Here is a 23,769-nt window from a genome sequence, read left to right on the forward strand (position 1 = left end):
TCTGGTTGCCGGCGAAGCGGCGGTTATTCAGTTGTAGGCGGTAGGGCTATCTCCCAAAGCGGAACTTGAAAATAGCTGTGAGAAGCGTCTGGGTGATGTAGTCCTCTGTATCTTGGTCTACCCGTCCATTCACACGGGCGGCACATTGTATGCGGCGGCGGTAATACTGCAATACAGTTCCCACCGCTTCCGGCTCCCCGCTGGCGGCTTGGACGATTGTTTCATAGGGGAGAAGCCTATTATTTCTCATATGCCATTCCCTCCATTTCCGCTTGGAGCTGCCGTAGGGCTTTTCGGATATGGTAGCCCGCTGTGCTGCGGCTGCGCCCGTACTGTCTGCCAATTTCGTGCTGTGGAATACGCTTGAAAAAGGACAGGTAAATCATTTCCCGCTCCCGTTCGTCCAGCCGTGACAGGGCTTCCGCAAGTAAACCGCTGCTGAAAATGACCGTATCGCCGCAAAGGGTAAGTATGTATTCCTCGTCCGGCTCCGGGGCTTGGAAATATTCATCTGTCGTGCCTAAAGGGTAGTGCTTTTCGTCTGTGAGGTATTCAAGGGATATTTCTCTTTTGTGCTTCCTGCTCCGTGTCCTCGCTGCGTTGATCGTTGCATTTCGGATAACGACTTTGCAAAAGGCATGGAAAGTGTACTCGATATGTTCCCGATATTCTTCTGTACAGGTCATGGAAAATCCCCCTTTCCTCCCAAAAGGGCTGTGGCTGGTTAGTAGTTGCTTTTTATGATAGTAAGGGGCGGCAGCACTTTAGGCTGTCGCTCCTTGACTGCCTAACTGCAAAACCGGGCGGGGCTGTCAACGGCGGGCGAAGCCCGTTCATCTTGACCGTTGACTGGCTCGGCCGGGTTTGCTATTTATCCGGCAAACTTGAATTTATTTTAAGCTATCACGTTTTACCTTTTTAAGCCTTACTATCATTACCATAGGAATTTCTTTATTGTTTTTGAAACATTCTTCATAAAATCCATCAATGACAAATCCAGCTCTGAAACAAAGGTTAAAAATATCTTGTATGGAACGATGATAATAAATCTGCTCCTCCGGCTGCCCTTCGATCGCTATATCATAGTAACTGTGCGGTGTCATATATTTTTCAGTCAATGTGATAAAACAAGGGTGCTGCGTTGCAAAGACAAAAATCCCGTTTTCCTCCAATAGTTCATAAACAGCCATAAAAAGCGGTTCAATATCCGTAATATCCATAATTGCCATATTAGAAACTGCTTTCGTAAAGGCTCGATTTCTTTTTAATCCTAATAAGCTTTCTCTATTGGTCGCATCCGCTACGCAAAACTCAATTTGTTTTGCATATTGTGATCGCCGTCTTTTAGCCAATTCTATCATTTTTTTGCTGTAATCAAAAGCGACGACCGAAGCGCCTCTCTGTGCAAGATACGAAGAATAATTTCCATTGCCGCACGCAATATCCAAAATGTAATCCGAAGGATCAGGAGAGAGAAGTTCCGTTACTTTGGGACGTACTACCTCTCTGTGAAATTCATTGGATTCGTCACCCATTGCATCATCCCAAAATTGTGCGTTTTTCTCCCAGATCTTTTTGCTTTCCTCTGTTCCCATGTTCTCTCCCACTCCCAAAATTTGCCTTTTTGCTTCCATTAAATCTTCCTTACTATATTCCATTGTTACCCTCCATAACTTCTGATTGTTGCCGTCTTGACTATTATGTATCTTTTCTTTCCAAAATGGTATAGGCTTTTATTTTTATAATGCTGCAAAACTTTTCTTCTGTAAGGTATTCAAAGGATATTTCCCTTTGCCGCCGCTATTGGAAAGCCAAAAGCAGCGGCTTTTTTACGCGATATGACCGAAAAGACTAGAAAGCAGGATATGTCATCATTTGTCATTTCTTCTCAATGTAATAACTGCATGGCATATCAAGCCAAATACAAGAGAAAAACAGCCACCGCCAAATAGTGATGCTCCCCACCCTGCACCCGACATTGTCATAAAACCGCCAACAAAGAAAATACCAATGCCAAGAAATATCCCGACACCATAAAAAAGTCCAATTGCCATATCATACTTATTAAATTGTCGTTTCTCTTTTTTTCACATGTTTCCATTTTTGTTATTACCTCCTTCGCAAAATCGTCCATGTGGACTCCAAAAAGAAAACAAATTTTTTTCAACGTATTTAAATCGGGTTCATTAACATCTCTCTCCCAATTCGATAGCGCCTGCCGGGTAACATTCAATTTCCCAGCCAGTTCTTCCTGTGTCATTCCCGATTGTGTTCGCAGATGACGTATTTGCTTTCCTGTTGTAATATCCGTCTGTTTCTGGTTCAAAATGGTTCCTCCTCTCTGATGCTGATTTTATCAATGATATTTCGCAATAGCCAGCAATGAACGTTTGCATTGCGCAAGATGTTACATTATCTTCTGAAACATATGCCGGATCTTGTCTAAACGGCTGTTCGGGCGGCGTGGCTGAAACACAGGCTCGCCGGAAGTTTCCTGATACCCTTTTAATTCTGTAATGCAGACACTTCTTCCATTTGTATAAAAATTCAAATCATTTCTATATTCACCAATACAACGGGCAGGGATTTCCCCCTTAAAAATAACTTCATCTTTTTCAAGTCTGGTTGATTCAATGATTGCGCAATACTTTGGTGCGTCATTATAAGCCCGTGAAAGATATTCCTGCGGTGCAAAAAGGGTAAAGGAAAGGTATGGTTCCAACAGTTGTGTTCCTGCTTTTTTCAATGCCTGCTCCAACACGACAGGCGCAAGAAAACGAAAATCAGCGGGGGTGCTGACCGGGCTGTAATAAACTCCATAATCAAAACAAATTTGGCAGTCTGTCACTCCCCAGCCATATAAGCCCTGCTCCATTCCATAACGCACACCCTCCATGACGGCATTTTGAAAACTTTGGTTTAAATAGCCGAGAGATACCTCGCTTTTATATTGTGTTCCGCTTCCAACAGGAAGCGGTGTTACAGTCAAACCAATAGATGCCCAAAACGGATTCGGCGGCACTTCAATATGAATCGTGTAGCTCGCTTTTTTTTGCGGTCTTTCCAGATAAATAACCGAAGGCTCTTTCATAGCCACGCCCACATGATATTTTTCTTCTAATAGCGAACAAATAACTTCTAACTGTACTTTTCCCAAAAAAGATAATATAATCTCATGTGTAACAGTATCAATGTCAAAATGCAAAAGAGGGTCTGTATCAGCAATCTCTGTGAGGGCATTTAACAGGGCTTCCCTTTGCTCCGGCTTTTGCGGCTCTACCGTTGTCCGAAGTAATGGCATGGGATTATCAATCCGTGTTTTGTGAGGCAGGAGTTTTTCATTTCCCAGAATGTCGTTCAGTTTCAAAGTATCATCAGCTAAAATAACAATTTCTCCCGGACAGGCATGGTCAACCGGGACGATTTCACCATTTGACGGAATACACATTTCTGTAATCTTTATTTTTTCCTTTTTTGACAGCAGCAGGGTATCCCGTAAATGGAGCGTCCCATGATACAGGCGTAAATAAGAAAGCCGTTTTTTCCGCTCTGTATACTCAACCTTAAAAACATATCCACATAATTCAGACTGAATATCGTCTGTTTCTGTAATGAAAGTTTCTGTAATCGCTTCAATCAGTTTTTCTGTTCCTAAATTGTCTTTTGCACTCCCATGATAAACAGGAAACAAAGAGCAGCATCTGGTTCTTTTGCACTTTTCATATTGTAATTCCTGTATATCCAAAGAATCCTCTGCAACATATCGTTCTAATAGTTCATCGCTTCCGGAAATAATCATATCCCATTTGTCCAAATCAGAAATATCGGTCATGGTTATCTTTGGCGACAGGGAAACCTCCTGCATGACAATCATATCACTGGTAAGTTTATCTTTAATGCTTTGGTAAACACGCCGCAGGTCGATCCCATTTTGGTCTATCTTATTTATAAAGATAATTGTCGGAATGTCCATTTTCTGAAGCGCATGGAATAATATACGGGTTTGTGCCTGTACGCCGTCTTTTGCCGAAATGACTAAAACAGCTCCGTCAAGGACAGATAAAGAGCGGTATGCTTCGGTTAAAAAATCCATATGACCGGGAGTGTCCACGATATTGATTTTATAATCATTCCAGCAAAAAGAAGTAACCGCTGTCTGAATGGTAATTCCGCGCTGCCGTTCCAAAATCATAGTGTCTGTTCTTGTAGTTCCTTTATCCACGTTTCCTTGTTCCGCAATCGCTCCACTGGTGTACAGCAGGCTTTCCGTCAATGTTGTTTTTCCTGCGTCTACATGGGCGAGAATTCCAATATTGATTATTTTCATGTGATTGTCCTCCTTTTACAGCCCCAAAAGGGCATAAAAATCCCCAGCAGTAAAATACTTTTACCACTGGGGATTATAATTTGCGGACATACACATATACAGCATACACCTGTTTGTGATTGCTGTTTTTCGGATATGTCAAAATTGATAAGGCAAAAGTATTCTTAAATTGGGTACAAAAAACCAAGCCCCCACAAAAGGGACTATCATAATCCTTTGTTCCCACTATTTGATTATAGTTTTATTTAAGAATACCTTGCCGCATATTTTTTACTCCTTTTTTGGAATGATGCTATTATATCACATTAGTTTTAGGAAAGAAAGTACCTAAAAGAAATTTTTCTTCCCCTTATATGTAACAATCATACCGACTTTCTGGCGTTCAGAATGGTTTCTGCTGTCTGCTGTGGTGTTTGGTTGGAATTGTCCAGCCAAAAGCCGATCCGTGGTGTTGTCTGCATAAATGTATCGTATAAGGTTTCAACCGTAAAGCCGGAATAGCCTGTTTTCTCCCTGTATCGTTCCCTTCCTTTTATTGTTTCCACATCTGGACAAAGAACGACAACCTCAACAGGGTATTTATGCGGCACAAAAAATATGTACATGTAACTAATTCAACACATTTATAATTTGAATAGGGACATTATAGCATTTACTAAATACAAATTCAATGTATACGGAAATAAAGATATAAGGAGTGGGAAGGATTCCGCCGTAGTCGGCATTGTAGGAAAATCCAAAAGTTTAGATTTTCCCACAATGCTTATCTTTTGGTCTTTGGTTCGGAATAGTGTAGTGCTGGCGGTCTATCTCTTGTTTTCGGTTGCTTGCTTCCTTACCGTACATGAGCATTATTAGACCCGGTATACCATTTATTATTATCAGGATTATAAATAAGACGTGTATTCCAATTTCCTTCTTGAATTGTGGAAGCATAGATGATCGCATTGTCCATGGTAGGATTATTATAGGAGCTTTTATGATTGAAACAGATTTGGATCTTATAGTCCCCTGATGGCAATTTCGCTGTTTCAACGACTCCCTTTTCCAAAGAAGGCCAGTCCCCTCCATAAATTTCATTTTTCATAAACTTACGTATTTGATCGTTATTCATATAACCAATACATTCTTTCATGAGATCTGAATCTTTTACAAATTCCTGCATGATGGAAATCATCGTTTGTTGAATTCCTTTCGGCGTGTAATCCAGATTATCGCTGGCAATGCTGCCATGTTTTGAACATTTGATTAAGGTAACGACACCTTTAATTTCGATTGCGGTCAATTTTCCTCCCGACGCGCATTTCGGTGTGGAAATAAAATATTCATCATCTTTGTTCTTTAATAAATCCCCAATCGACACCGGTTCACCTTTGATCTGGTAAGCATTGTACATTTCCATGACTTTCTGCCGTGTCTGCTGACACTGGACTTCAGCCGCAGTGGACGTAAAGCCTGTGAGTCTTGGAACCAATATGAGTAACAAAGCAACCAGGATCGCAACGACGACGATTAACTCGATTAATGTGAAACCGCGCTTCTTTTGTTTTTGCATAATTATACACATCCCTCTTTGATAACCATTATATCATGCTTTAGCGATTGAGAACCAGTGAAACAATCGTAAGAAAAAAGCGTTGACAGACGAGATTAAGGCTTTACATCGGCAGTTTCTGTGACTATAATTAAGAACGTAAAGGTAGAGAAAAGAAGAGTAGCTTCTCCATTTTCTGAATCAGAGAGCCTGAGTCGGTGAAAGCAGGACAGAAAACAGAAGCGAACATGGTCTTGGAACTGATTATCCGAACAGCGTAGGATAAGACGTGACTTCGCGTTAAGAAGCAAGCGCATATCGAAAAGATATGAAGTAAGGTGGTACCGCGCGAAATCAGCGTCCTTTCAGGGACGTTTTTTTATTATCAAAAAGGAGGAATTATCATGAGCGAAAAATATTACATTACAACGGCGATTGCCTACACGTCGGGCAAGCCGCACATCGGCAATACCTATGAAATTGTTCTGGCCGACAGTATTGCCCGGTATAAGAGAATGTTGGGATACGATGTTTTCTTTCAGACCGGAACGGATGAACACGGCCAGAAGATCGAAGACAAAGCCAAAGCCGCAGGCGTAGCGCCGCAGCAGTTTGTCGATCAGGTCGCAGGGCAGATCAAGGAAATCTGGGATCTGATGAATACGTCCTACGATAAATTCATGCGGACAACCGATCCGGATCATGAGCGGCAGGTTCAGAAGATCTTTAAGAAACTGTATGATCAGGGCGACATCTACAAATCAGAATATGAGGGCTGGTATTGCAAGCCTTGCGAATCATTCTTTACCGAAAGCCAGATCGTCGATGGGAAATGTCCGGATTGCGGTGCGCCGGTTGAAAAAGCGAAGGAAGAAGCCTATTTCTTCCGGATGAGCAAATATGCGGATCGCCTGCTGAAGCATATCGAAGACCACCCGGAATTCATTCAGCCGGAATCCCGCAAGAATGAAATGATCAACAACTTTATCAAGCCGGGTTTACAGGATCTCTGCGTTTCCCGGACTTCCTTTACCTGGGGCGTGCCGGTCGACTTTGATCCGAAGCATGTCGTCTATGTCTGGATCGACGCGCTGACCAACTACATCACCGGTCTGGGTTATGACTGCGATGGCAATCATGGCGAAAAATTCAAGCACTACTGGCCGGCGGATGTCCATCTGATCGGCAAAGATATTCTGCGTTTTCACACGATCTACTGGCCGATCATGCTGATGGCGCTGGATCTGCCGCTGCCGAAGCAGGTGTTCGGTCATCCATGGCTGTTAGTGGGCGAGGGCAAGATGTCCAAGTCCAAGGGCAACGTGATCTATGCGGACGATCTGGTTCGTTACTTCGGCGTCGACGCCGTGCGCTACATCATGCTTCATGAAATGCCGTTTGCTCAGGATGGCACGGTCACCTATGAATTAATGATCGAGCGGATCAATTCCGATCTGGCGAATATCCTCGGCAATCTGGTCAATCGCACGCTGTCGATGACCAATAAGTATTTCGGCGGATTAGTCCATAACGCGAACGTCAGCGATCCGATTGATGACGAACTGATCGCCTTGGCTAAAGCGACGCCGGCGAATGTTCAGAAAAAGATGGACGAGCTGCGGGTTGCGGATGCGATCGACGAGATTTTCGCTCTGCTGCGCCGAAGCAATAAATATATCGACGAAACGATGCCGTGGGCGCTGGGCAAGGATGAAACGAAGAAAGATCGTCTGGCTACCGTATTGTATAACCTGCTGGAAAGCATCCGGATTGCGGCCGTTCTGTTGGAAAGTTATTTGCCGGAAACGTCGAAAGCCATTCTCGATCAGCTCAATACGCAGCAGCGCAGCTATGATTCCGTGCTGACTTTCGGTCAGCTGGAAGATGGGATTCACGTAACGCCGAAGCCGCAGATTCTGTTTGCGCGGATTGACGAAAAGGAAATGCTGGAAAAGATCGAAGCGGAACAGCCGAAGAAAGCGCCGGTAAAACCAGCGGAGCCGGTGAAGCCACAGATCACGATCGACGACTTTGCGAAGATTGAAATGAAGGTCGGACAGGTTCTGTCCTGCGAAAAGCATCCGAAGGCGGATAAGCTGTTGGTGTCTCAGATTGACATCGGTGAAGAAAAGCCGCGGCAGATTGTCAGCGGGATCGCGGGCAGCTATAAGCCGGAACAGATGATCGGTAAGAAAGTCGTCGTCATTACCAACTTGGCGCCGGCCAAGTTAAGAGGCGTCGAGTCGCAGGGCATGATTTTAGCCGGAATGGGCGAGGATCAGATCGAGGTGCTCTCCGTTGAAAAGCTGCCGGTCGGCAGCACGGTTCGCTAAGTCTCAGGAATTCCTTGCTGGAATAAAGAAAAAAGAAAACGCAGAATGAGAGAGTTCTCTCACGCTGCGTTTTTTTGAAGGTGATCGCCAGTGATGACGTTGATTTTATCACCTGTAAAAAATTTTGCGAATTTCCGTTTTTCAATACTGCGTGTAAATCGGTTCGATCCGATCAAGCAGGGAATCCGTCGAATTGCTGAACCATCCTGTCGAATAAGCCTGATAGTTAAGGCGAAGAGTATGATCGCCGTAGATCTCAAGATTCCAGGTCTGATTTCCATCGCTGAGAAACAATTTTCCTGTTCTTACGGGGATTTCATGAGCGGTTTTCTGAGAAAAGAAGAGAGTACGGGTAAAACGATCTTTTTGAAAAAGCAGACTGAGCTCCCTGATTGTATCTTCCTCAGTGATTTCAATCGGCTCGCACGCTGTATCGCTGGTTATGATTTCACAATAGGTCAGGCTGATTATCCTGGAATTGGCAATGAGCATTTCTAAAGAAACCGTCGTTTTGATTTTAAAGCCGCAAAATCCAAGAAACAAGAGAATGAAACTCAGACTCAGGCCGATACTTTTTTTCATTTTTGTCCTCCTTGACGAAGTGAATTCTTGTAAATATCCTGCCGGTCAGCTGACTTTGCATCCAGAACCTTTGCAGCCGCGTTTAACGAGCGACCGTCAGACAGGACTTCTGACTTTATATTATCATAAGCCGGCGGCGAACTTCCATGATATAATCAAACCAACAGAGAGAGGGAGGATCAACTCATGCGGATTGACGATTATGCAAAATGGCTGCGGACATTGGTTTCCGAAGCTGTCGTTCAGAACTATATCAAGCGCTGCCGGCGGGTGGAAAAGAATCTGGACGTCAGTCTTGATCTGGAATTCAGAAAAGACGGGGGTGCTTCCCTGCTGGATCAACTAACGTATACAACGGAAGACTGGCAGAAACATCGTCCGCTGCGCTGTTCCTTAAACTTCAAGGCCGGATCAGACTGGTACAACGGGTTGGCTTCCTTAAAAACAGCGGTTAAAAAATATTTTGAATTCTGTCAGGTTTCCGTTTCATCGCAGGAATATTGAACTTTCAATCAGATTCAAAAAAGAAGAAAACGCGCGGCAGGGACAGCGCTGATGTCCGCTTGATGAAAAGCTGGAAATGGAGGATCAGAAAATGAACGACACACTTCAATTCGCCACGCGCGGAGAATTCAGGGCATGGCTGGAAGACCATTGCTTATCTGAGGAAGGCATCTGGCTGGTGTTGGGCAAGGCAGGCGGGCCGAAAACGATTAAAGCGGGCGAAGCGCTGGAAGAAGCGCTTTGTTTCGGCTGGATTGACGGTCAGATGCAGAGTCTTGACGATAAAACGTATCGCAAATACTTTTCGCAGCGCCGCGGGAAGAGTAAGTGGTCGGAAAAAAACAAGCAGCTTGTTCAAATGCTGGAAGAACAAGGCCGGATGACTGATTCAGGTCGGAAAAAGATTGCGGAAGCCAAAGCGAACGGACAATGGGACGCGCCGAAACCGGCGGCGGTCACCGAGGAACAAATTGCGTCGCTTTCCGCCGTTTTGGAAGCTTATCCCCAAGCCTATTCCAACTTCCAGGCGATGTCCATGTCGGTTAAAAAAACATATACCCGCGCTTTCCTGGATCCTATAACCGAAGCCGGGCGGGTTAAGCGCATCGCCTGGATCGTTGACCGGCTGAACAAGAACTTAAAACCGATGTGAGAGAGAAGTAAAATTAAACAAGCAGGAAAAAACGCTGTCAGATTCAATGATTTAATGGCAGCGTTTTCTCATGGACTATAAAGAACCGGCGGATCGGTATTAAATAAAGACTGGCGTCAAAAGAACGCCAGTCTTTCGCAAGACTTTAAAACGAATTGACCGGTTGATGAAGGAATCAAAATTGACTATTTATTTTCCAATCGCCTGAGTGAAAAATGCCCGCATATCCGCTCCGAGCAGTTTCGCGCTTTCTTCTCCCAGATAGGCCATGTGACCCGACGGATATTCACCGATCACAACCCGGCTTGGATCTAAATGAGAATGTGTTGCCAGATAACGGGCGTTGCCGGCCGTCGTGCAGAGATCGTACAAACCGCTGGCAAAGAAGACGCGCAGCTTCGGATTACGCCGCATCGCTCCGGCTAATGCCTGAGCCGGCGAGGATTTCGACTTTCGCTGCCACGTTTCGTTGACGTCGAAGACCAGTCCCTTACTGCTGCGGTTGAAACTGATGTTCAGCTCCTTGCAGATCAGCGCGAAAGCGGTCTGGAAGGCAGGCGTGTACTGGCCCATCGCCGGATCATCCGCAATGACGTTGGCATCCCGGATCGCCGGATCGTCTTTCCAGGTATAGCGGCCGTCATAGAAACCGACGGCCAGTCCCTGATCCTTTAACAACAGATGCGCAAATTCCTTCTGCATATCAATCCGCAGATGATGGCGAATCCAGAACTCGGTTTCAATGCCGGTGAAATACGTCAGTTTTTCCGCGATGGCCGCCTGTTTTGCTTCCGGCAGCGCGTCGCCCTGAAACAAGGCGCTCAGGTATTCTGTTTTGGCGAAATCGAAGGCCTGAGCGATAAAAGCATCCCGATCCGGTTTGCCTTCCGGATGATGATAGTGATTTGTTGCCGCCATCGTGATCAGATTCACGGCAGACGGTTCTGCCGGATTGGCTTCAAAGAACGTGCTGCCCAAAAGCATGATGCCGCTGACGGACAGCCCCAGCGTATCCGGTTTGACCGGCCCCGCGCCCATCAGCTCCGCCGCTAACAAAGCCGAACGGCCGGTGCCATAGCTCTCGCCCGCTAACAGGATCGGGCTGTTGCGCCGGTTGTAACGGGTCAGCCATTGTTCGATGAACATCGCCATTGCCTTCACGTCGCCATCCGCGTCATAGAATTCAGCGCGCGCTTTTTCCTGAATCAGGCGTCCGAAGCCGGTGCCCACCGGATCGACCAGAACGATGTCGCACAGATCCAACAGACAATGCGGATTGTCTTCCAGCTCAAAGGGCGGCACGGTCGGCAGATGCAGCTCATCTTCCAGCTTGATGCGCCGCGGACCAAACAGTCCGGCGTGGACCCATAAACTGGAGCACCCCGGACCGCCGTTATAGGCGAACAAAACCGGACGGGTTGCCGGATTCGCAACATCGCTGCGGAAATACGCGTAAGAAAAGATCGTTGCGGTCGGCTGCCCTTCCTCATCGACAAAGAAATTATCTTCGCTGACGGTGCGGTATGGGATCGTCTGACCGTTCAAAACGACCGAGCCTTGCGATTCAAAACGGGACTTTTCAAGACATTCTTCAATTCTCATGGATTTCTCCCCCACTTTCTGATTGCTTAATTTTTAGTATACACCACGGCGGAAGCGGATGACAAGCAGGGAAGTCGGTTCAGAGCGAACGTGCGCTATAACTGAACGGGAGCGTGGATGCAGGCGAGTGTGCCTGAGGGCAGCCCGGTGCGTTCCGCGAGAACGGCACATTTGACTTTTAACAGGAAGTAACGGTTTTTATCCGGCTGATCGATCAGGCATTCGAAGTTGGCCTGACCTTTGCTTATCAGGACGTCGGCCTGACGGTAAACGGTCTGGAATTCTGCGCCAGTCCGCGCAATCAGCGTGCCGGGCGTATCGTCGCCGCTGCTTATTATTGTTGCTCATCGTTCGATTCCAGCCTGCCGAGCATCGGCAGCGATCACATCGTTGACAACCGGACAACCGCGCACGGCATAATAAAGCTGTAGTTTCGGATTCAAAATACGGATCTGTTCCAGAAGCAGCCTGTCGATCATCACTTCACCGAAATTATCGCCCAACACCAAAACGGTCTGCGCCCGGATCAGATCCTGCCGGAAAGTGTCCGTTTCCTTAAAGGGTGAAGAGGAACTCAGAAGGACATGTTGGAAATCCTGAAGCATCTGCGTGAAATCTGGCTGATGAAGCGGATTAAAATCGAAACTGTTGGCCAGCGCAGCCAGCCGCAGTGCTTCCGCAAACGGATCGGCTGCCGAGCGGATTCGCCTGATCAGCGCCGGGATTTCTGCCGCCACCTGTGTGTTGACCTGTTTTCGAAGTGAAGCGTAGGGATCCCCGGTTTTTGCTTTTTGCTTGATCAGGCGGTAAAGCAGGCCAATGGCCAAAGGCGCGGGCTGATCAAAATCAACGTTGGCGAGCGTGTGGAAAAAATCGCGGTAGAAAGCGGGACGGGAAGCGGCGGGGATCAGGGCGGCGCAGCGGACGCCCAGCGATACCAGACAGGGCAGACATGCTTCCTGGATTTTCATGATTTACCTTCTTTCGTTTTTTTTGTCAGATTCTGGTTTGAGTATACCGGAACCAGATTGGAAGAGGCAACCCCGGACTGTCAGCTGACAGACTGACGCGTTAATCGAGTCAGCCTGAACTACCTGCCATGACATCAGGTGGACGTCATGGACTGACGCCATAAAAAAGCGGCAGGTCCGGGGGAAATCCGCCGGACACATGCCACTTTGAATACTTTTAAACGTTGGATTATTTGTTAGCCGCAGCCAGCTGACCTGCGATCCGTCCATAGTAGACAGCGCCGCCGATGGCCATGCCGCAGCACGGATATTCGTCGCCGAACAGTCCGGTGAAGGCAACTTCGCCTGCCGCATACAGACCCGGGATCGGATTGTTTTCCGTATCCAGAACCTGAGCGTTGATGTCCGTTGTCAATCCGCCGAAGCTGACGGTAACGCTTGGATTCATCGACAAGGCATAGTAAGTGTCACCCTCGATCGGGATCATCTTTTCCGCCGGCTTGCCGAAGTCTTCGTCAACACCCTTGGCGCACAGCTCGTTGTAACGGGTAACCTGATCCGTCAGAACCTTGGCGTCAACGCCCATTAAACCTGCCAGTTCTTCCAGTGAGGAAGCTTTCAGCGTGGAATCCAGCGTCAGCGCATACTGGACAGTCGGCGCAGTTTCGTTCGCGCTGGCGATGTACCAGCCGTGATCCGTTCCCGATTTGAAGATCGCGTCCGCGACATGATACATATAGGTATATTCGTTGGCAACCCGTTCGCCGTTGCCATTGAGGATCAGACCTGCTTCTTCGTTGATGCCGACGCCGGAATAGTAGTTCAGGTAAACTGTCTGAATTTCCGGAGCGTCAAAAATCTTGGCGTTGACCTGTTCGCCCAGCTTCAAGCCGTCGCCGAGGTTGCCGGCCGGAACGCCTGTTGCATATTTATCACCGATCGAAGCGGCATACCGGCTTGTCATTTCACGATTGCTGGCATATCCGCCGGTAGCGATGATGACGTTTTTGGCATTGACAGTCACCTTACTGCCGTCAGCTTTGGTTCCGCTTAAGCCGATAATCGCCCCGTCCGCATCCTTCAGGATGGTATCAGCGGTGGTGCCGTAGAAAATCTCACCGTTGTTTTTCAGATATTCTTCCGTCATCGGCACTGTGATGTTGCCGCCGAAGCCGTCGGTCATGCCGCCGCCATGATGGCCTGCCGCATTGGTCGTGTTATGAACGCGCCACGGCGTCAGCGACTGATGGATGGCTTCCACGTCGTAGATCATCACGCCCATGTCTTCCAGCCACGTCATGTTTTCAACCGAATTGTCGCAGAATGCCTTGACCATTGCTTCATCCAGCTGATCGGCGCCGGCCATGGTTTTCATGTATTCAAGCAACTGATCCGGGGTGTCTTCATATCCCTGTTTCTTCTGCCATTCAGTGCCGGCTGCCAGAAGCTTGCCGCCGCTGCGCGTCGTCGCGCCGCCGGTAACGCCCTGCTTTTCCAGAATGACGACTTTCGCGCCGGCTCGGGAAGCTTCGATACCGGCCGCCAGACCGGCTGCGCCGGCGCCCGCGATGACAACGTCTGCGTCGAGCGTGACATCTTCAGCTGTCTTCTCAACCGGAACGTTTTTCAATGCTTCCGCATCGCCGCCCGCTTCGGTCACAGCGCTGGCTACTGCCGTTTTGATCGCCGCGGTGGTGATCGTGGCGCCGGTGATGTTGTCGACGCCTAATGACTGAGTTTCGACAATCTGCATCGGCAGAACTTCAACCGGGGAAGTTTCCAGGCCGTAGCCGATTCCGTAGGTTTCCTGATGATCTTTGACGACGATGTCTGTAATCGCGTCTTCGCTGACTGTCACTTCCACGGTGACGTCGCCCTTCATGCCGGGCGCGGCTGCCGTGTAGGTGCCGGCTGTGTAGGTCTGTTTGGCGGCTGCGTCCGGGCTTGGTTCGGTTTTCTTACCACTGTCGCCGCAGGCTGCCAACGACAGAACCATCGCTCCGCACATCAGCAGCGCCGCAAACTTGCTTGCTTGTTTCTTCATTTCTTTCCACTCCTTTTTGTTAAGGCTTTCGCAAAGTGATTATACAATGTCCTGTCGCAGGAAGGTCAATCCCTACTTTTATGCGGTCAAAGATTAGTGTATAATGAAGAAAAAGGACAACTATGTGAATATTTACAGCGCTTTCACAGAATAATCCGAACAAAACCGTTCCCTAAGAGGATGGTTTTGTTGTCTGATTTCCGGATCCATTCTCCATTTCGGATCCGATGCGCTATTACTGCGCCAGCCGGCAGTTTTCGGCAGGAACCGGGATAACGATTCAGAGAGAGAAGAGGTGATTCCCTTGCGGATTCAACAAGTCTGCCGGCAGACCGGTCTGACCAAAAAAGCGATCTACTTTTATATTGACCAGGGATTGATTCATCCCCGCCGCAGCACGGAAAATAATTATCTGGATTTCAGCGAGGCGGATGTCGACAGTCTGCGGATCATCGCTTTTCTAAGACAATATAATATTCCCGTGGGTGAAGTGGAGAATTTGATCAGTCATCCAAGCATGACGAATTTTTGTCTGCATAAGCAGCTTGCCGGATTGCGCATGCAGCTGCTGCGGCAGCTGGGGCTGATCCGGTCGTTGTCCTCCTTGTTGACGGAACTGCCGCCGCAGTACAATGTTAACGATCTGACGGAACAGATCAGCCGGCCGACGGCGCCCAGCGAGGCGGATCAGTCGATGCTTGATCTGGTCTGCCCGGATCAGGATGCCCGCATGATATCAATTTTTATCTGGAGTTCGTTTTTAAACGTGCCGAAAAGCGAATATAGGCTGTTTCTGTGGGGAAAGATTACCGAGCAGGCGCAGCAGGATCTGAAAGGATCGCTGCGTTATGTCGCCCGGATTATTTATGCGCTGGAATTTGAACAAATTGAAAACGATGCACGTCTGCGCTATTATGCCGCCCGGGCCATCTTAACGATGGATGAAGCGTTGTTTGCGAAGTTGAAGCGGCAGGTTCTTGATCAGCTGCGGAAGATGGCTGAAAATCCGCTGGATCAGGCGTATTGGAAAATGAACTATGAAAAAGTCACGCTGCCGCTGGTTCGCTTTGTCAACGGGCCATTAGGCGATTTGATCGGCGAATATAACTGCGAGTATCTGACTTATACTAAAAACATGCAGCGGCTGGCGGCCAGCGTGCGCCATGAACTGCTCGAAGGCACGGAACAGGAACTCTACCGGCGTCTGCTGCTGGTTTTGGACGGGAAGCTCGATCTCAACGGGTATCCGGGACTGGTCAGCTTTTACACGTTTGAAATGGGCCTGTATATGATTTTGCCGCTCGATCAGCAGCGCCGGCTGCTGGAAAGCTAGTGCCTCATCGTTCTTTTGTTTTTTCCTGTCACTCTGTGCGGAAACTGAAGATGCCTGACTTCTAAAAGCAGTCTTCTTTACGCTTACTCCTTACGTTTGTTCAATGGATAACTGTTCAATGGATAACGGCTTATCCAAAATAAAAACTCCCTGCCTTTGCACGCTTGCCATGGATCCGGAATTCCGGATTGACCAGACAGGCGGGGACGCAGCCCTTGAAGCGGCGGCACGGGAGTTTTTTTTATTTTATTTTGATTCGGGATTCCAGCTGCTGAATCCGGTCTTCCGCCCGTTTCTTCAGCAGGAAGACGCTGAGAATTTCCGCAACATAGGTCAGCACGTTGATCTGAACCTGATCCCACAGCCGCTTTTCCCGGCATTCATCAAAGCCGATGTAGCCCCGCGGCCGGCCCCGGTCCTTGATCAGACATTGAAGCATGGATTTGATTTTCTGCGGTTCCAGCAGGCGGATCTGCGCCGGGTTCAGGGTGTGAATATCCTGACAATAGAAAATTCCATTTTCATCGAAGTTTTTCAGATATTGGCCTTCAAGGTCTTCTTGATAGGAAATGTGCTGGAGATTCTCTTTTTCCGCAGGAATGCCCTGATTGCACCATTCGAACGTGTTAGTGCAGAACTGATCGTCGTCGCTGTTTTCAAAGATATAGACGCGGCTGACGTCAAAATGCCGGCCGATGATCCCCAGAATTTCCTGAATGCAGCGTTCCAGGTCCTGCGCGTTGTAAAGCTTGTTGAAAATGAATTCGCTGATCTGCGGCGTCTCGTCGGTTTTGCTCGTGTTGGAATCGATCCGGGCATTGACGGCCGACGCGCCCTCCACCATTGGGAAAAACGCGTTCTCATCAGCCAGCTGATTGTAAAAAGCGAACTGGTTCTTGCCTTTGCTTTTCATCGAATACAGCGCCTGATCGGCACGGTGGAACCAGTAATGGAAATCCGGATTGACGGGCGAGGTCATCGCGATGCCGACGCTGCAGGATACTTTCAGGATCTTCTGATTGCGCAGTTCAATGGACTGGAAGGCGTCGATAATCTGCCGCGCCTTCTTTTCCACCTGTTCTTTGGAGGGAATATTTTTCATGAAAACCAGAAATTCGTCGCCGCCGACCCGGCCGAGGATATCCTCGCTGCGAAACAGCCGGCGAATCCGGGACGTCGCTTCGATTAAGAAGGCGTCGCCGAACAGATGGCCGAGCGTATCGTTGACCCTTTTGAAGTCGTCGATATCAATGATCATTAAGGCATTCTGCGTCGACTGGGTGGTCAGCCATTCCTGAATTAACGTCTGCGCCGTCTCCTTATTATAATATTGCGTCAGCGGATCGCGCTGCGCTTTCTCCAGCAGTCTTTGCGACCGTCGTTTTTCTTCGTCGATATTGGATAGAATACCGATCGCCTTGACGGGTTTCTGATTTTCATCCAGCTGCGTAGTCACGCGGATCCGGAACCAGACCGGCTGATGCTGGGCGTTGTGCAGCTGCAGTTCATCTTCGATGTAGGCTCGGCCGGCGCGGATCTGGCAGCACAAATCAGTGAATAAATGCCGCTGTTCCGGATAAAAATTCGTATTCTTTTCATCCAGCAGTCCGGATACCGTCAACTGCAGCGGATATCCCAGATACTGCTTCCAGTTCTCGGAGAACGTGAGTTCATCCGTTGGAATATTCCATTCAAAAATAATATCCTGCGTCTGGTTCATGATGATTTCATAACGCTGCAGGCTTAATCGGAATTCCTCGGCAATTCGCTTGGATTCGGAGATGTCGACCAGAATGCAGCAGAAATACTGCCGCCCCCATTCGTCTTGAAGATAGCGTCCTTTATCCAGAACCCAGATCGGCTCGGCGTTTTTGCGCAGCAGCCGAAACTGTAGTTCCTTATCGCAGCCATGACGCAGCTGTTCGCGGACCTCGGCGAGCGTATTCTCAAAATCACGCGGATCGATCAAGGCGCGGAAGCTGTTGTGCAGCTCAGAACGGATTTCTTCCCGGGTGTAGCCGGTCAGCTGCAGGAAGCTGTCGCTGGTCTGCAAGAGCGTCAGCGGTTCGTCGAACAAGCAGTGAAAAATACCGCCCGGCATCTGATCCGGCAGAAATGTTAACGACAATTCCTGATTTTGATAAGCGCTGGAAGCGATCTGAGCCGGACTGATCTGGACGAAACAGAATTTCCCGCGGATTTGGTCGCGGATCAGCGTCAGGATCAGCGAATGACATTCTTCTCCCTGCAGCAGGGCCTTAACGGTGGTCAAACAGTACCGTTCGTTTAAAACCGAACTGATCGGCGTCGTCGTACAGATTAAGGTTTCGTGATGCCGCGACATCTGATTTTTAATATGGCTGCGGACTTGTTCGCGGCCGGCATAGTCCTGCGGCGGTTCTGTGGCGTGCCATTGGACGTTTTCATCCAGCAGCGATTCTAAACAGTTCCAGTCGTTGTCGACAAATAACGCCTGAATGAGGGAAAAAACCTGCGGTTCGCCAGAGAATTCCGAATTGTTCATGTGGACGATCCTTTCTTCAACGTTAAGCGATATGTTCATTATCCTAAGTGTACACCATTTCCCAACTTTGCAAAAGAGCGGAAAGGCTAAAATGCAATCTTTGTCGAAAGAACTCAAAAACGAGGGAATCTGCGGTCTTCGCCAAAGCTTCGCCGGAAATTCAGTTTACTATCATGAACTATTCAAAAACAATTCACATTCCCATGGGAGAATAGCGATGCTTATTAGAGTGTGGAAAGCGAGCGTGATGAAATGAAATTCCAATTCTCACTGAAATCCCTGCATTGGACTAAAAAGAAAACACTGATTCTGGCGATTGGTCTTTGTCTGGCTGGGGCGGGGGGTTTTTATTTTTCCCGTCAGGGGACAACCCGAAAAAACAAAACGCAGGCGTCGTTTATTCGAACAACGGTGCTGAAAAAGACGACGCTGAACAATTCGATCAGCCTGACCGGCACGGTGGAAAGCGCGTCGGTCTCCAATGTGACAACCAATCAATCGCTGGCGGTCAAATCAATTCCGGTTCAGGTCGGAGACTGGGTGGAAGCCGGGGATATCATCTGTGTTCTGGATACAGAGGAAATCGACAAGAATATTGAGAAGACACTGGAAAGCTTACAGGAGAACATCGACAACGCGAAGGATTCACTGACTTCGGCAGAAGAAAATCTGTCCTGGGCGCAAAGCGATGCAGACAGTGCCTGGAACACGCTGGCAGAGAAGGAAAGCGCAATGAACAGCGCAAAGACGGCGTATGAATCCGCGCGCAGCTCTGTCGATGCGTTCCAGGCCAATGTCGATCAGGCACAGGCGGCTTATCAAAGTGCGGTGGAAGCTGAAAATCAGGCGCTTTCCACGTTGAACAGCGCGATCAGCGAGGGGACCTGCACGGGTCTGGAAGATACAGCCTGCCCTGCCGGGTCGGCATACAACACGGCCAGGCAGACCTCTGCCGACGCGAAAGCGAAAGCCGACAGTGCTCAGCAGGATCTCAAATCCGCCCAATCGGCGATGAATTACGACTCTCTGGCTGCGGCTTACAATACAGCCCAAAGCGCCTACAACGCCGCGCTTACCGCCTGGAATACAGCCCGCAATAACCGCGACAGCTGGCAGACGAAAGTCGAGGACGCCAAAGAAGCCGTCACAAAGGCTTCTTCCAGCGATACGCTCAACGATCTGTATGAGAAGAAGGAAAACTGCACGCTGACTGCTAAAACCGCCGGCAAGGTCACAGCGATCAACGTCACAGTCGGATCAATGGCGACCAACAACACGACGATCGCGACGATTCAGGACACAGACGCGCTGAAAATCACGGTGACGATTCCGGAATATGAAATTCAAAACGTCGAATTGGGGATGAACGCCAAGATTACGACGGACGCCACCGAAGGCGAAATCGAAGGGACGCTGACACAAATCTCGCCAACCGCTTCTTCGCAAAACGGCGGATTCCCGGCCGAGGTGACGGTCACGACGTCAAACAGCGGACTCTATGTCGGCATCAACGCCACGGTGGAGATTATCCAGTCCACCGTGGATAACGTCTTCGTCGTTCCGATCGACGCCATCGGCACCAATGACGCCGGAGAATCCATCGTGTTCGTCAAGGAATCCGGTTCCGGCAGTGACGCCATCTTTAAAGAAGTCGTCGTGACAACCGGGGAGGAAAACGACTATTATGTGGAAATCAGCTCAGCTGAACTGAGCGAGGGCATGGAGGTGCGCAGCAGCGCAGACCCAAAACAAGCTCAGGTGAGCGGCAGCGAAAGCAGCGAACCGGTTCAAATGAACGGCGGCATGCAGATCGACATGGGCGGGGCGATGCCTTCCGGAGAAATGCCTGCCGGTCAGATGCCTGCCGGCGGATCGGGCGGAAACGGCGGCGGAGCGCCAGGCGGCCGGGGAGGCAACGGATGAGTGCGGCTCAGCCTGTTATCGTGATGCAGGGCATCGTCAAGCGGTATTCCATTGGCAAGCCCAACGAGCTTGAAATTCTGCACGGTATCGACCTGCAAGTGGAACCGGGCGAGTTCGTCGCGATCGTCGGCGAAAGCGGCAGCGGCAAATCGACGATGATGAACATTCTGGGCGCGCTGGACCGGCCGACGGAAGGCCACTACAAGCTCAATGGCGTCGATATCCAGACGGCCGGGGATAAAGAACTGGCAAACATCCGCAACCGCCAGATCGGCTTCGTCTTTCAGACCTTCAATTTGATCGGCCGGATGAGCGCGCTGAAAAATGTCGAGCTGCCGATGCTGTACGCCGGGATGACGGCCCGCGAGCGATCCCAACGGGCGGCAGAACTGCTCGATCTGGTCGGGATGAGCGAGCGGAAAAAACACCAGCCCAACGAGCTTTCCGGCGGCCAGAAGCAGCGGGTGGCGATCGCCCGGGCGATGGCGAACGATCCTTCACTGATCCTGGCCGATGAACCGACCGGCGCGTTGGACACGGCGACCAGCCGGGTCGTCATGGATCTGTTTCACAAGCTGCACGAGGAACAACACAAAACGATCGTGCTGATCACCCACAATCCCGAGCTGGCGGAGGAAACCCAGCGCGTGATTACGCTGCGCGACGGTCAGATCGTCAACGTTCGGAAAGGAGCGGGCGTCCATGGGCGTGCTTGATAATATCCTGATGGCGCTGTCCAGCCTGAAAGCGAATAAAATGCGCTCGCTGTTAACGATGCTGGGCATCATCATCGGCATCAGCGCCGTCATCGCGATCATGACCGTCGGCGACTCCTTGACCGGTTCGATTACCGACAGTATGTCGGGGATGGGCGCAAGCAACATCACCGTATCGCTGCAGAAAAAAAGCAGCACGTCTTCCAACAGCGATGGCGGCGGCCGGGTGTTGATGTTCGGCCCAAGCAATCCCGATGAGGAAGACCTGATCTCGGAAGCGATGATTACGGAATACCGCTCGCTGTTCGGCAGCCGGATCACAGCGCTATCCTGCTCAGAGAACGTCGGCAGCGGCACGATCAGTCAGGCCGGGGTATCCGGCAGCGTCAGCGTGAGCGGCGTTAATCCCGACGCCCTGACTGTCGAGGATCTGGATATGATCACCGGCCGGTTTATCAATGAGAAGGACAATACGCAGACTAAACGTTCGGCCGTCATCTCGGACTATCTGGCGGAAAAGCTGTATGGTTCCGTTGAGAAGGCGATGGGCGAAAAACTGGAGGTCAGCCTCAACAACGACGTGCAGGTGTTCTATGTCGTCGGAATTTACCATTATGACACTTCCAGCAGCATGATGGCGGCGCTCTCGGACAGCGATAACCTTTCGACCTCGATGTATGTTCCGGTTGCCACGGCGAAGAAAATCACTCAGGCCAGCCAGGGCTATCAGTCCGTCACGGTCGTCGGCGCGGCAGGCGAGGACGTCGATACGCTGCTCAGCGATACCGAGGCATTCTTCACCAGCTTTTATACGCATAACGATTCTTATACCATTTCCGCATTGAGCATGAAGGAAATGCTGGAAACGATGACCGAGATGCTGGACACCGTCAAGGTCGCGATTGCAAGTATCGCGGCAATCAGTCTGTTGGTCGGCGGGATCGGCGTTATGAATATCATGTTGGTCAGCATCACCGAGAGAACCCGTGAGATCGGCACCCGCAAAGCGCTGGGCGCGCCGAACCTGGCGATCCGGATCCAGTTTATCATCGAAGCGATGATCATCTGCATGATCGCGGGACTGTCAGGTGTTTTATTAGGCGTGGCGATGGGCGCAGGCGCGGCGAATTTGTTAGGCTATCCCGCCAAGCCGTCGGCTGCGGCCTGTGCCCTGGCGGTCGGCTTCAGTATGGTGATCGGCGTTTTCTTCGGGTACTATCCGGCGAACAAAGCGGCGAAGCTCGATCCGATCGACGCGCTGCGCTATGAATAATTGGAAAATCCAGTTCGATTGAACCATAGCGGATTTCATGAAGTCTGAATGCAAGTCAAAGATGTAAGAACTGTCCAATTTCCGAATTGAATTGTGAATTTACCAGAAAGACCAGAACCCTGATTATTGTTTCCTGTTATAATAAAGAAAAAGGAGATGACGATCATGAAGCGGATCGAAGCTGGTTTAATTCGCAAAGCCATGGCGGAACCATGGGAGAAGCTGGGCTTCGCGTTGACGCTCAATTTGTTGACGCTGACGATTTCCTTTTTCAGCGGAACGCTGTGGCTGTTGTTTTTTGCCAGTCTGATCATCGACGGTCTGGCCGGCTTGGAAGCATGGGTTCAGAAGGTGCGCGCCAGACGCTTTGTCCGGGATCTCGATCTGAACGAATCCCTGCCGTTGTGCAGGCAGGCGGACAGCACGTTTTTTCTGCCCAACAAGCTGATTTCCTGGTACCGCGGAAAAGGCTTATGCGTGCGTTACGAACAGATCAAGAACTGTTATCTCAATCAGATCAACGAAAATTCACGGATGAAATTTGACAGCCGAAAACGCAGCTGGAAATTACAGATCAACTGCCGCGACAAGCGCTATACCGTTCTCGCGCTGGAACGCAAGGACGATTGCATGAACGTGCTGCGGTTTCTCAAAACCGTGAATCCGGCGATCGTCGTCTATTACGAAATCCCAGCCAAACCGCTGACGCTGGCGGAACTGCCTGAATATGAATGAAACCGGGGGAAATGGATGTTCACAATCCTCCGGTTTTTTTGTACACTTTCCGGAATCTGTATAAGAAAAGAATAATGAATACGAGAAATAAGAAAAATATGATACAATGACAATAACGGAGGTGATGGTAATGAAACACATCACGGAACTCATTCAGAAACAGGTCGTCAAAAAACACAGCCGGGCGCTGATGTTCTATTTATTTTTGTTGGTTGCAGCGGCCATTCTGGCCTGGATCAGTCAATCGCTTTACGTCAGCTTGTTCATCGTTGTCTTTCTGGCGGCACTGGCGGTTCGCTTAATCCAGGCGGTGCATGAGCTGGGGCAGGTCAAGCGCTTTACCCAAAGCCTGCGGGGACCACAGCGGCTGCTTTACCGGCAGGTCGATACGACGTTCTTTCTCGAAGACCGCTGGATATCCTGGTTTAACAGGCAGGGCGTCCAGGGGACTTATGATGAAATCACAATGTGCAGCTACGCGCAGGTGCCGCTGCGGAAGTCGGAGAAGCTGTATGCTCCATGTCAGCTGCAGATCAATGCTCAAGGCCGCAGGACAACCTTGATTCAGCTGCAGCACGATCAAGACGCTCAGACCGTCATGGCGTTTTTAAAAACGCAGAATCCGGCAATCCTGTTCTCGGAGAAGCTCGGCGAACGGAAAGTGCGGCTGGAAGATCTGCCGGAAAAAATGGAGTGAATTTGTGAGATTGTGTGAA

Annotated in this window: 20 protein-coding genes, 1 pseudogene and 1 other annotated feature; of the genes and pseudogenes, 9 read left to right on the forward strand and 12 right to left on the reverse strand. The window is 49.5% G+C overall.

The features are described from left to right. Positions 1–46: 46 nt before the first annotated feature. The 7 genes from BQ7364_RS14075 to BQ7364_RS14110 form a co-directional block, all read right to left on the reverse strand. A complete protein-coding gene (locus tag BQ7364_RS14075; protein ID WP_002602095.1) occupies positions 47–250 on the reverse strand; it encodes a helix-turn-helix domain-containing protein in 204 nt (67 codons plus the stop codon). Continuing rightward, positions 240–686, reverse strand: a complete 447-nt coding sequence (locus tag BQ7364_RS14080) for an RNA polymerase sigma factor (protein WP_002602096.1) — start codon at positions 684–686, stop codon at positions 240–242. The genes BQ7364_RS14075 and BQ7364_RS14080 overlap by 11 nt, the downstream gene beginning before the upstream one ends. Positions 687–890: 204 nt before the next feature. Then, positions 891–1,658 carry a class I SAM-dependent methyltransferase gene (locus BQ7364_RS14090; RefSeq protein ID WP_002602097.1) on the reverse strand — a complete coding sequence of 256 codons (768 nt, stop codon included), beginning with the start codon at positions 1,656–1,658 and terminating at the stop codon, positions 891–893. Positions 1,659–1,981: 323 nt separating this feature from the next. Further along, a complete protein-coding gene (locus BQ7364_RS14095; protein ID WP_002602098.1) occupies positions 1,982–2,326 on the reverse strand; it encodes a helix-turn-helix domain-containing protein in 345 nt (114 codons plus the stop codon). A gap of 81 nt (positions 2,327–2,407) precedes the next feature. Then, on the reverse strand, positions 2,408–4,327 hold the full coding sequence (gene tet(32) / locus BQ7364_RS14100; protein WP_002602099.1) for a tetracycline resistance ribosomal protection protein Tet(32): 1,920 nt from the start codon (positions 4,325–4,327) through the stop codon (positions 2,408–2,410). A 362-nt stretch (positions 4,328–4,689) separates the two neighbouring features. Beyond that, the gene (locus tag BQ7364_RS14105; RefSeq protein WP_005946711.1) at positions 4,690–4,932 is read right to left on the reverse strand and encodes a hypothetical protein; all 243 of its coding nucleotides are present in this window, start codon (positions 4,930–4,932) and stop codon (positions 4,690–4,692) included. A 230-nt stretch (positions 4,933–5,162) separates the two neighbouring features. Next, positions 5,163–5,882: a prepilin-type N-terminal cleavage/methylation domain-containing protein gene (locus BQ7364_RS14110; RefSeq protein ID WP_200798809.1), complete on the reverse strand. Its 720-nt coding sequence runs from the start codon at positions 5,880–5,882 to the stop codon at positions 5,163–5,165. Positions 5,883–6,020: 138 nt separating this feature from the next. Beyond that, positions 6,021–6,229, forward strand: a binding site (T-box leader). Positions 6,230–6,265: 36 nt separating this feature from the next. Between BQ7364_RS14110 and metG the strand changes: the two genes are divergently transcribed. Beyond that, on the forward strand, positions 6,266–8,194 hold the full coding sequence (gene metG / locus BQ7364_RS14115) for a methionine--tRNA ligase (RefSeq protein ID WP_072685302.1): 1,929 nt from the start codon (positions 6,266–6,268) through the stop codon (positions 8,192–8,194). Positions 8,195–8,335: 141 nt separating this feature from the next. On the opposite strand, the gene BQ7364_RS14120 is transcribed toward metG, so the two are convergent. Next, positions 8,336–8,776 (reverse strand): hypothetical protein, encoded by a 441-nt coding sequence (locus tag BQ7364_RS14120; protein ID WP_072685303.1) that lies wholly within the window; start codon positions 8,774–8,776, stop codon positions 8,336–8,338. Positions 8,777–8,962: 186 nt separating this feature from the next. On the opposite strand from BQ7364_RS14120, the gene BQ7364_RS14125 reads away from it, so the two are divergent. Both BQ7364_RS14125 and BQ7364_RS14130 read left to right on the forward strand, forming a co-directional pair. Continuing rightward, on the forward strand, positions 8,963–9,280 hold the full coding sequence (locus tag BQ7364_RS14125) for a hypothetical protein (protein ID WP_072685304.1): 318 nt from the start codon (positions 8,963–8,965) through the stop codon (positions 9,278–9,280). Positions 9,281–9,371: 91 nt separating this feature from the next. Next, entirely contained in the window at positions 9,372–9,932 is a 561-nt protein-coding gene (locus BQ7364_RS14130; protein WP_072685425.1) for a YdeI/OmpD-associated family protein, read from the forward strand. A 189-nt stretch (positions 9,933–10,121) separates the two neighbouring features. On the opposite strand, the gene BQ7364_RS14135 is transcribed toward BQ7364_RS14130, so the two are convergent. The 3 genes and pseudogenes from BQ7364_RS14135 to BQ7364_RS14150 form a co-directional block, all read right to left on the reverse strand. Beyond that, on the reverse strand, positions 10,122–11,534 hold the full coding sequence (locus BQ7364_RS14135) for a S10 family peptidase (protein WP_072685305.1): 1,413 nt from the start codon (positions 11,532–11,534) through the stop codon (positions 10,122–10,124). A gap of 95 nt (positions 11,535–11,629) precedes the next feature. Continuing rightward, positions 11,630–12,505, reverse strand: a pseudogene (locus BQ7364_RS14145) (DUF89 domain-containing protein). Positions 12,506–12,734: 229 nt separating this feature from the next. Next, positions 12,735–14,549, reverse strand: coding sequence for an FAD-dependent oxidoreductase (locus BQ7364_RS14150; RefSeq protein ID WP_083538619.1), 1,815 nt, complete (start codon positions 14,547–14,549; stop codon positions 12,735–12,737). A gap of 304 nt (positions 14,550–14,853) precedes the next feature. Between BQ7364_RS14150 and BQ7364_RS14155 the strand changes: the two genes are divergently transcribed. Further along, on the forward strand, positions 14,854–15,882 hold the full coding sequence (locus BQ7364_RS14155; RefSeq protein ID WP_159432819.1) for a MerR family transcriptional regulator: 1,029 nt from the start codon (positions 14,854–14,856) through the stop codon (positions 15,880–15,882). Between the two features lie 241 nt (positions 15,883–16,123). Here the strand turns inward: BQ7364_RS14155 and BQ7364_RS14160 are convergent, their stop codons facing one another. Beyond that, entirely contained in the window at positions 16,124–18,406 is a 2,283-nt protein-coding gene (locus tag BQ7364_RS14160) for a sensor domain-containing diguanylate cyclase (protein ID WP_072685308.1), read from the reverse strand. Between the two features lie 252 nt (positions 18,407–18,658). On the opposite strand from BQ7364_RS14160, the gene BQ7364_RS14165 reads away from it, so the two are divergent. The 5 genes from BQ7364_RS14165 (at position 18,659) to BQ7364_RS14185 (ending at position 23,750) form a co-directional block, all read left to right on the forward strand. Continuing rightward, positions 18,659–20,329 (forward strand): efflux RND transporter periplasmic adaptor subunit, encoded by a 1,671-nt coding sequence (locus BQ7364_RS14165; RefSeq protein WP_139248648.1) that lies wholly within the window; start codon positions 18,659–18,661, stop codon positions 20,327–20,329. Then, the gene (locus BQ7364_RS14170; RefSeq protein WP_072685310.1) at positions 20,326–21,045 is read left to right on the forward strand and encodes an ABC transporter ATP-binding protein; all 720 of its coding nucleotides are present in this window, start codon (positions 20,326–20,328) and stop codon (positions 21,043–21,045) included. The genes BQ7364_RS14165 and BQ7364_RS14170 overlap by 4 nt, the downstream gene beginning before the upstream one ends. After that, entirely contained in the window at positions 21,032–22,318 is a 1,287-nt protein-coding gene (locus tag BQ7364_RS14175) for an ABC transporter permease (RefSeq protein WP_072685311.1), read from the forward strand. Before BQ7364_RS14170 ends, BQ7364_RS14175 begins: the two co-directional genes overlap by 14 nt. A gap of 165 nt (positions 22,319–22,483) precedes the next feature. After that, positions 22,484–23,053: a hypothetical protein gene (locus BQ7364_RS14180; RefSeq protein ID WP_072685312.1), complete on the forward strand. Its 570-nt coding sequence runs from the start codon at positions 22,484–22,486 to the stop codon at positions 23,051–23,053. 130 nt (positions 23,054–23,183) lie between these two features. Further along, positions 23,184–23,750, forward strand: a complete 567-nt coding sequence (locus tag BQ7364_RS14185; protein ID WP_072685313.1) for a hypothetical protein — start codon at positions 23,184–23,186, stop codon at positions 23,748–23,750. Positions 23,751–23,769 lie beyond the last annotated feature (19 nt).

Source organism: Holdemania sp. Marseille-P2844 (assembly GCF_900120005.1).
Lineage (GTDB): Bacteria > Bacillota_I > Bacilli_A > Erysipelotrichales > Erysipelotrichaceae > Holdemania.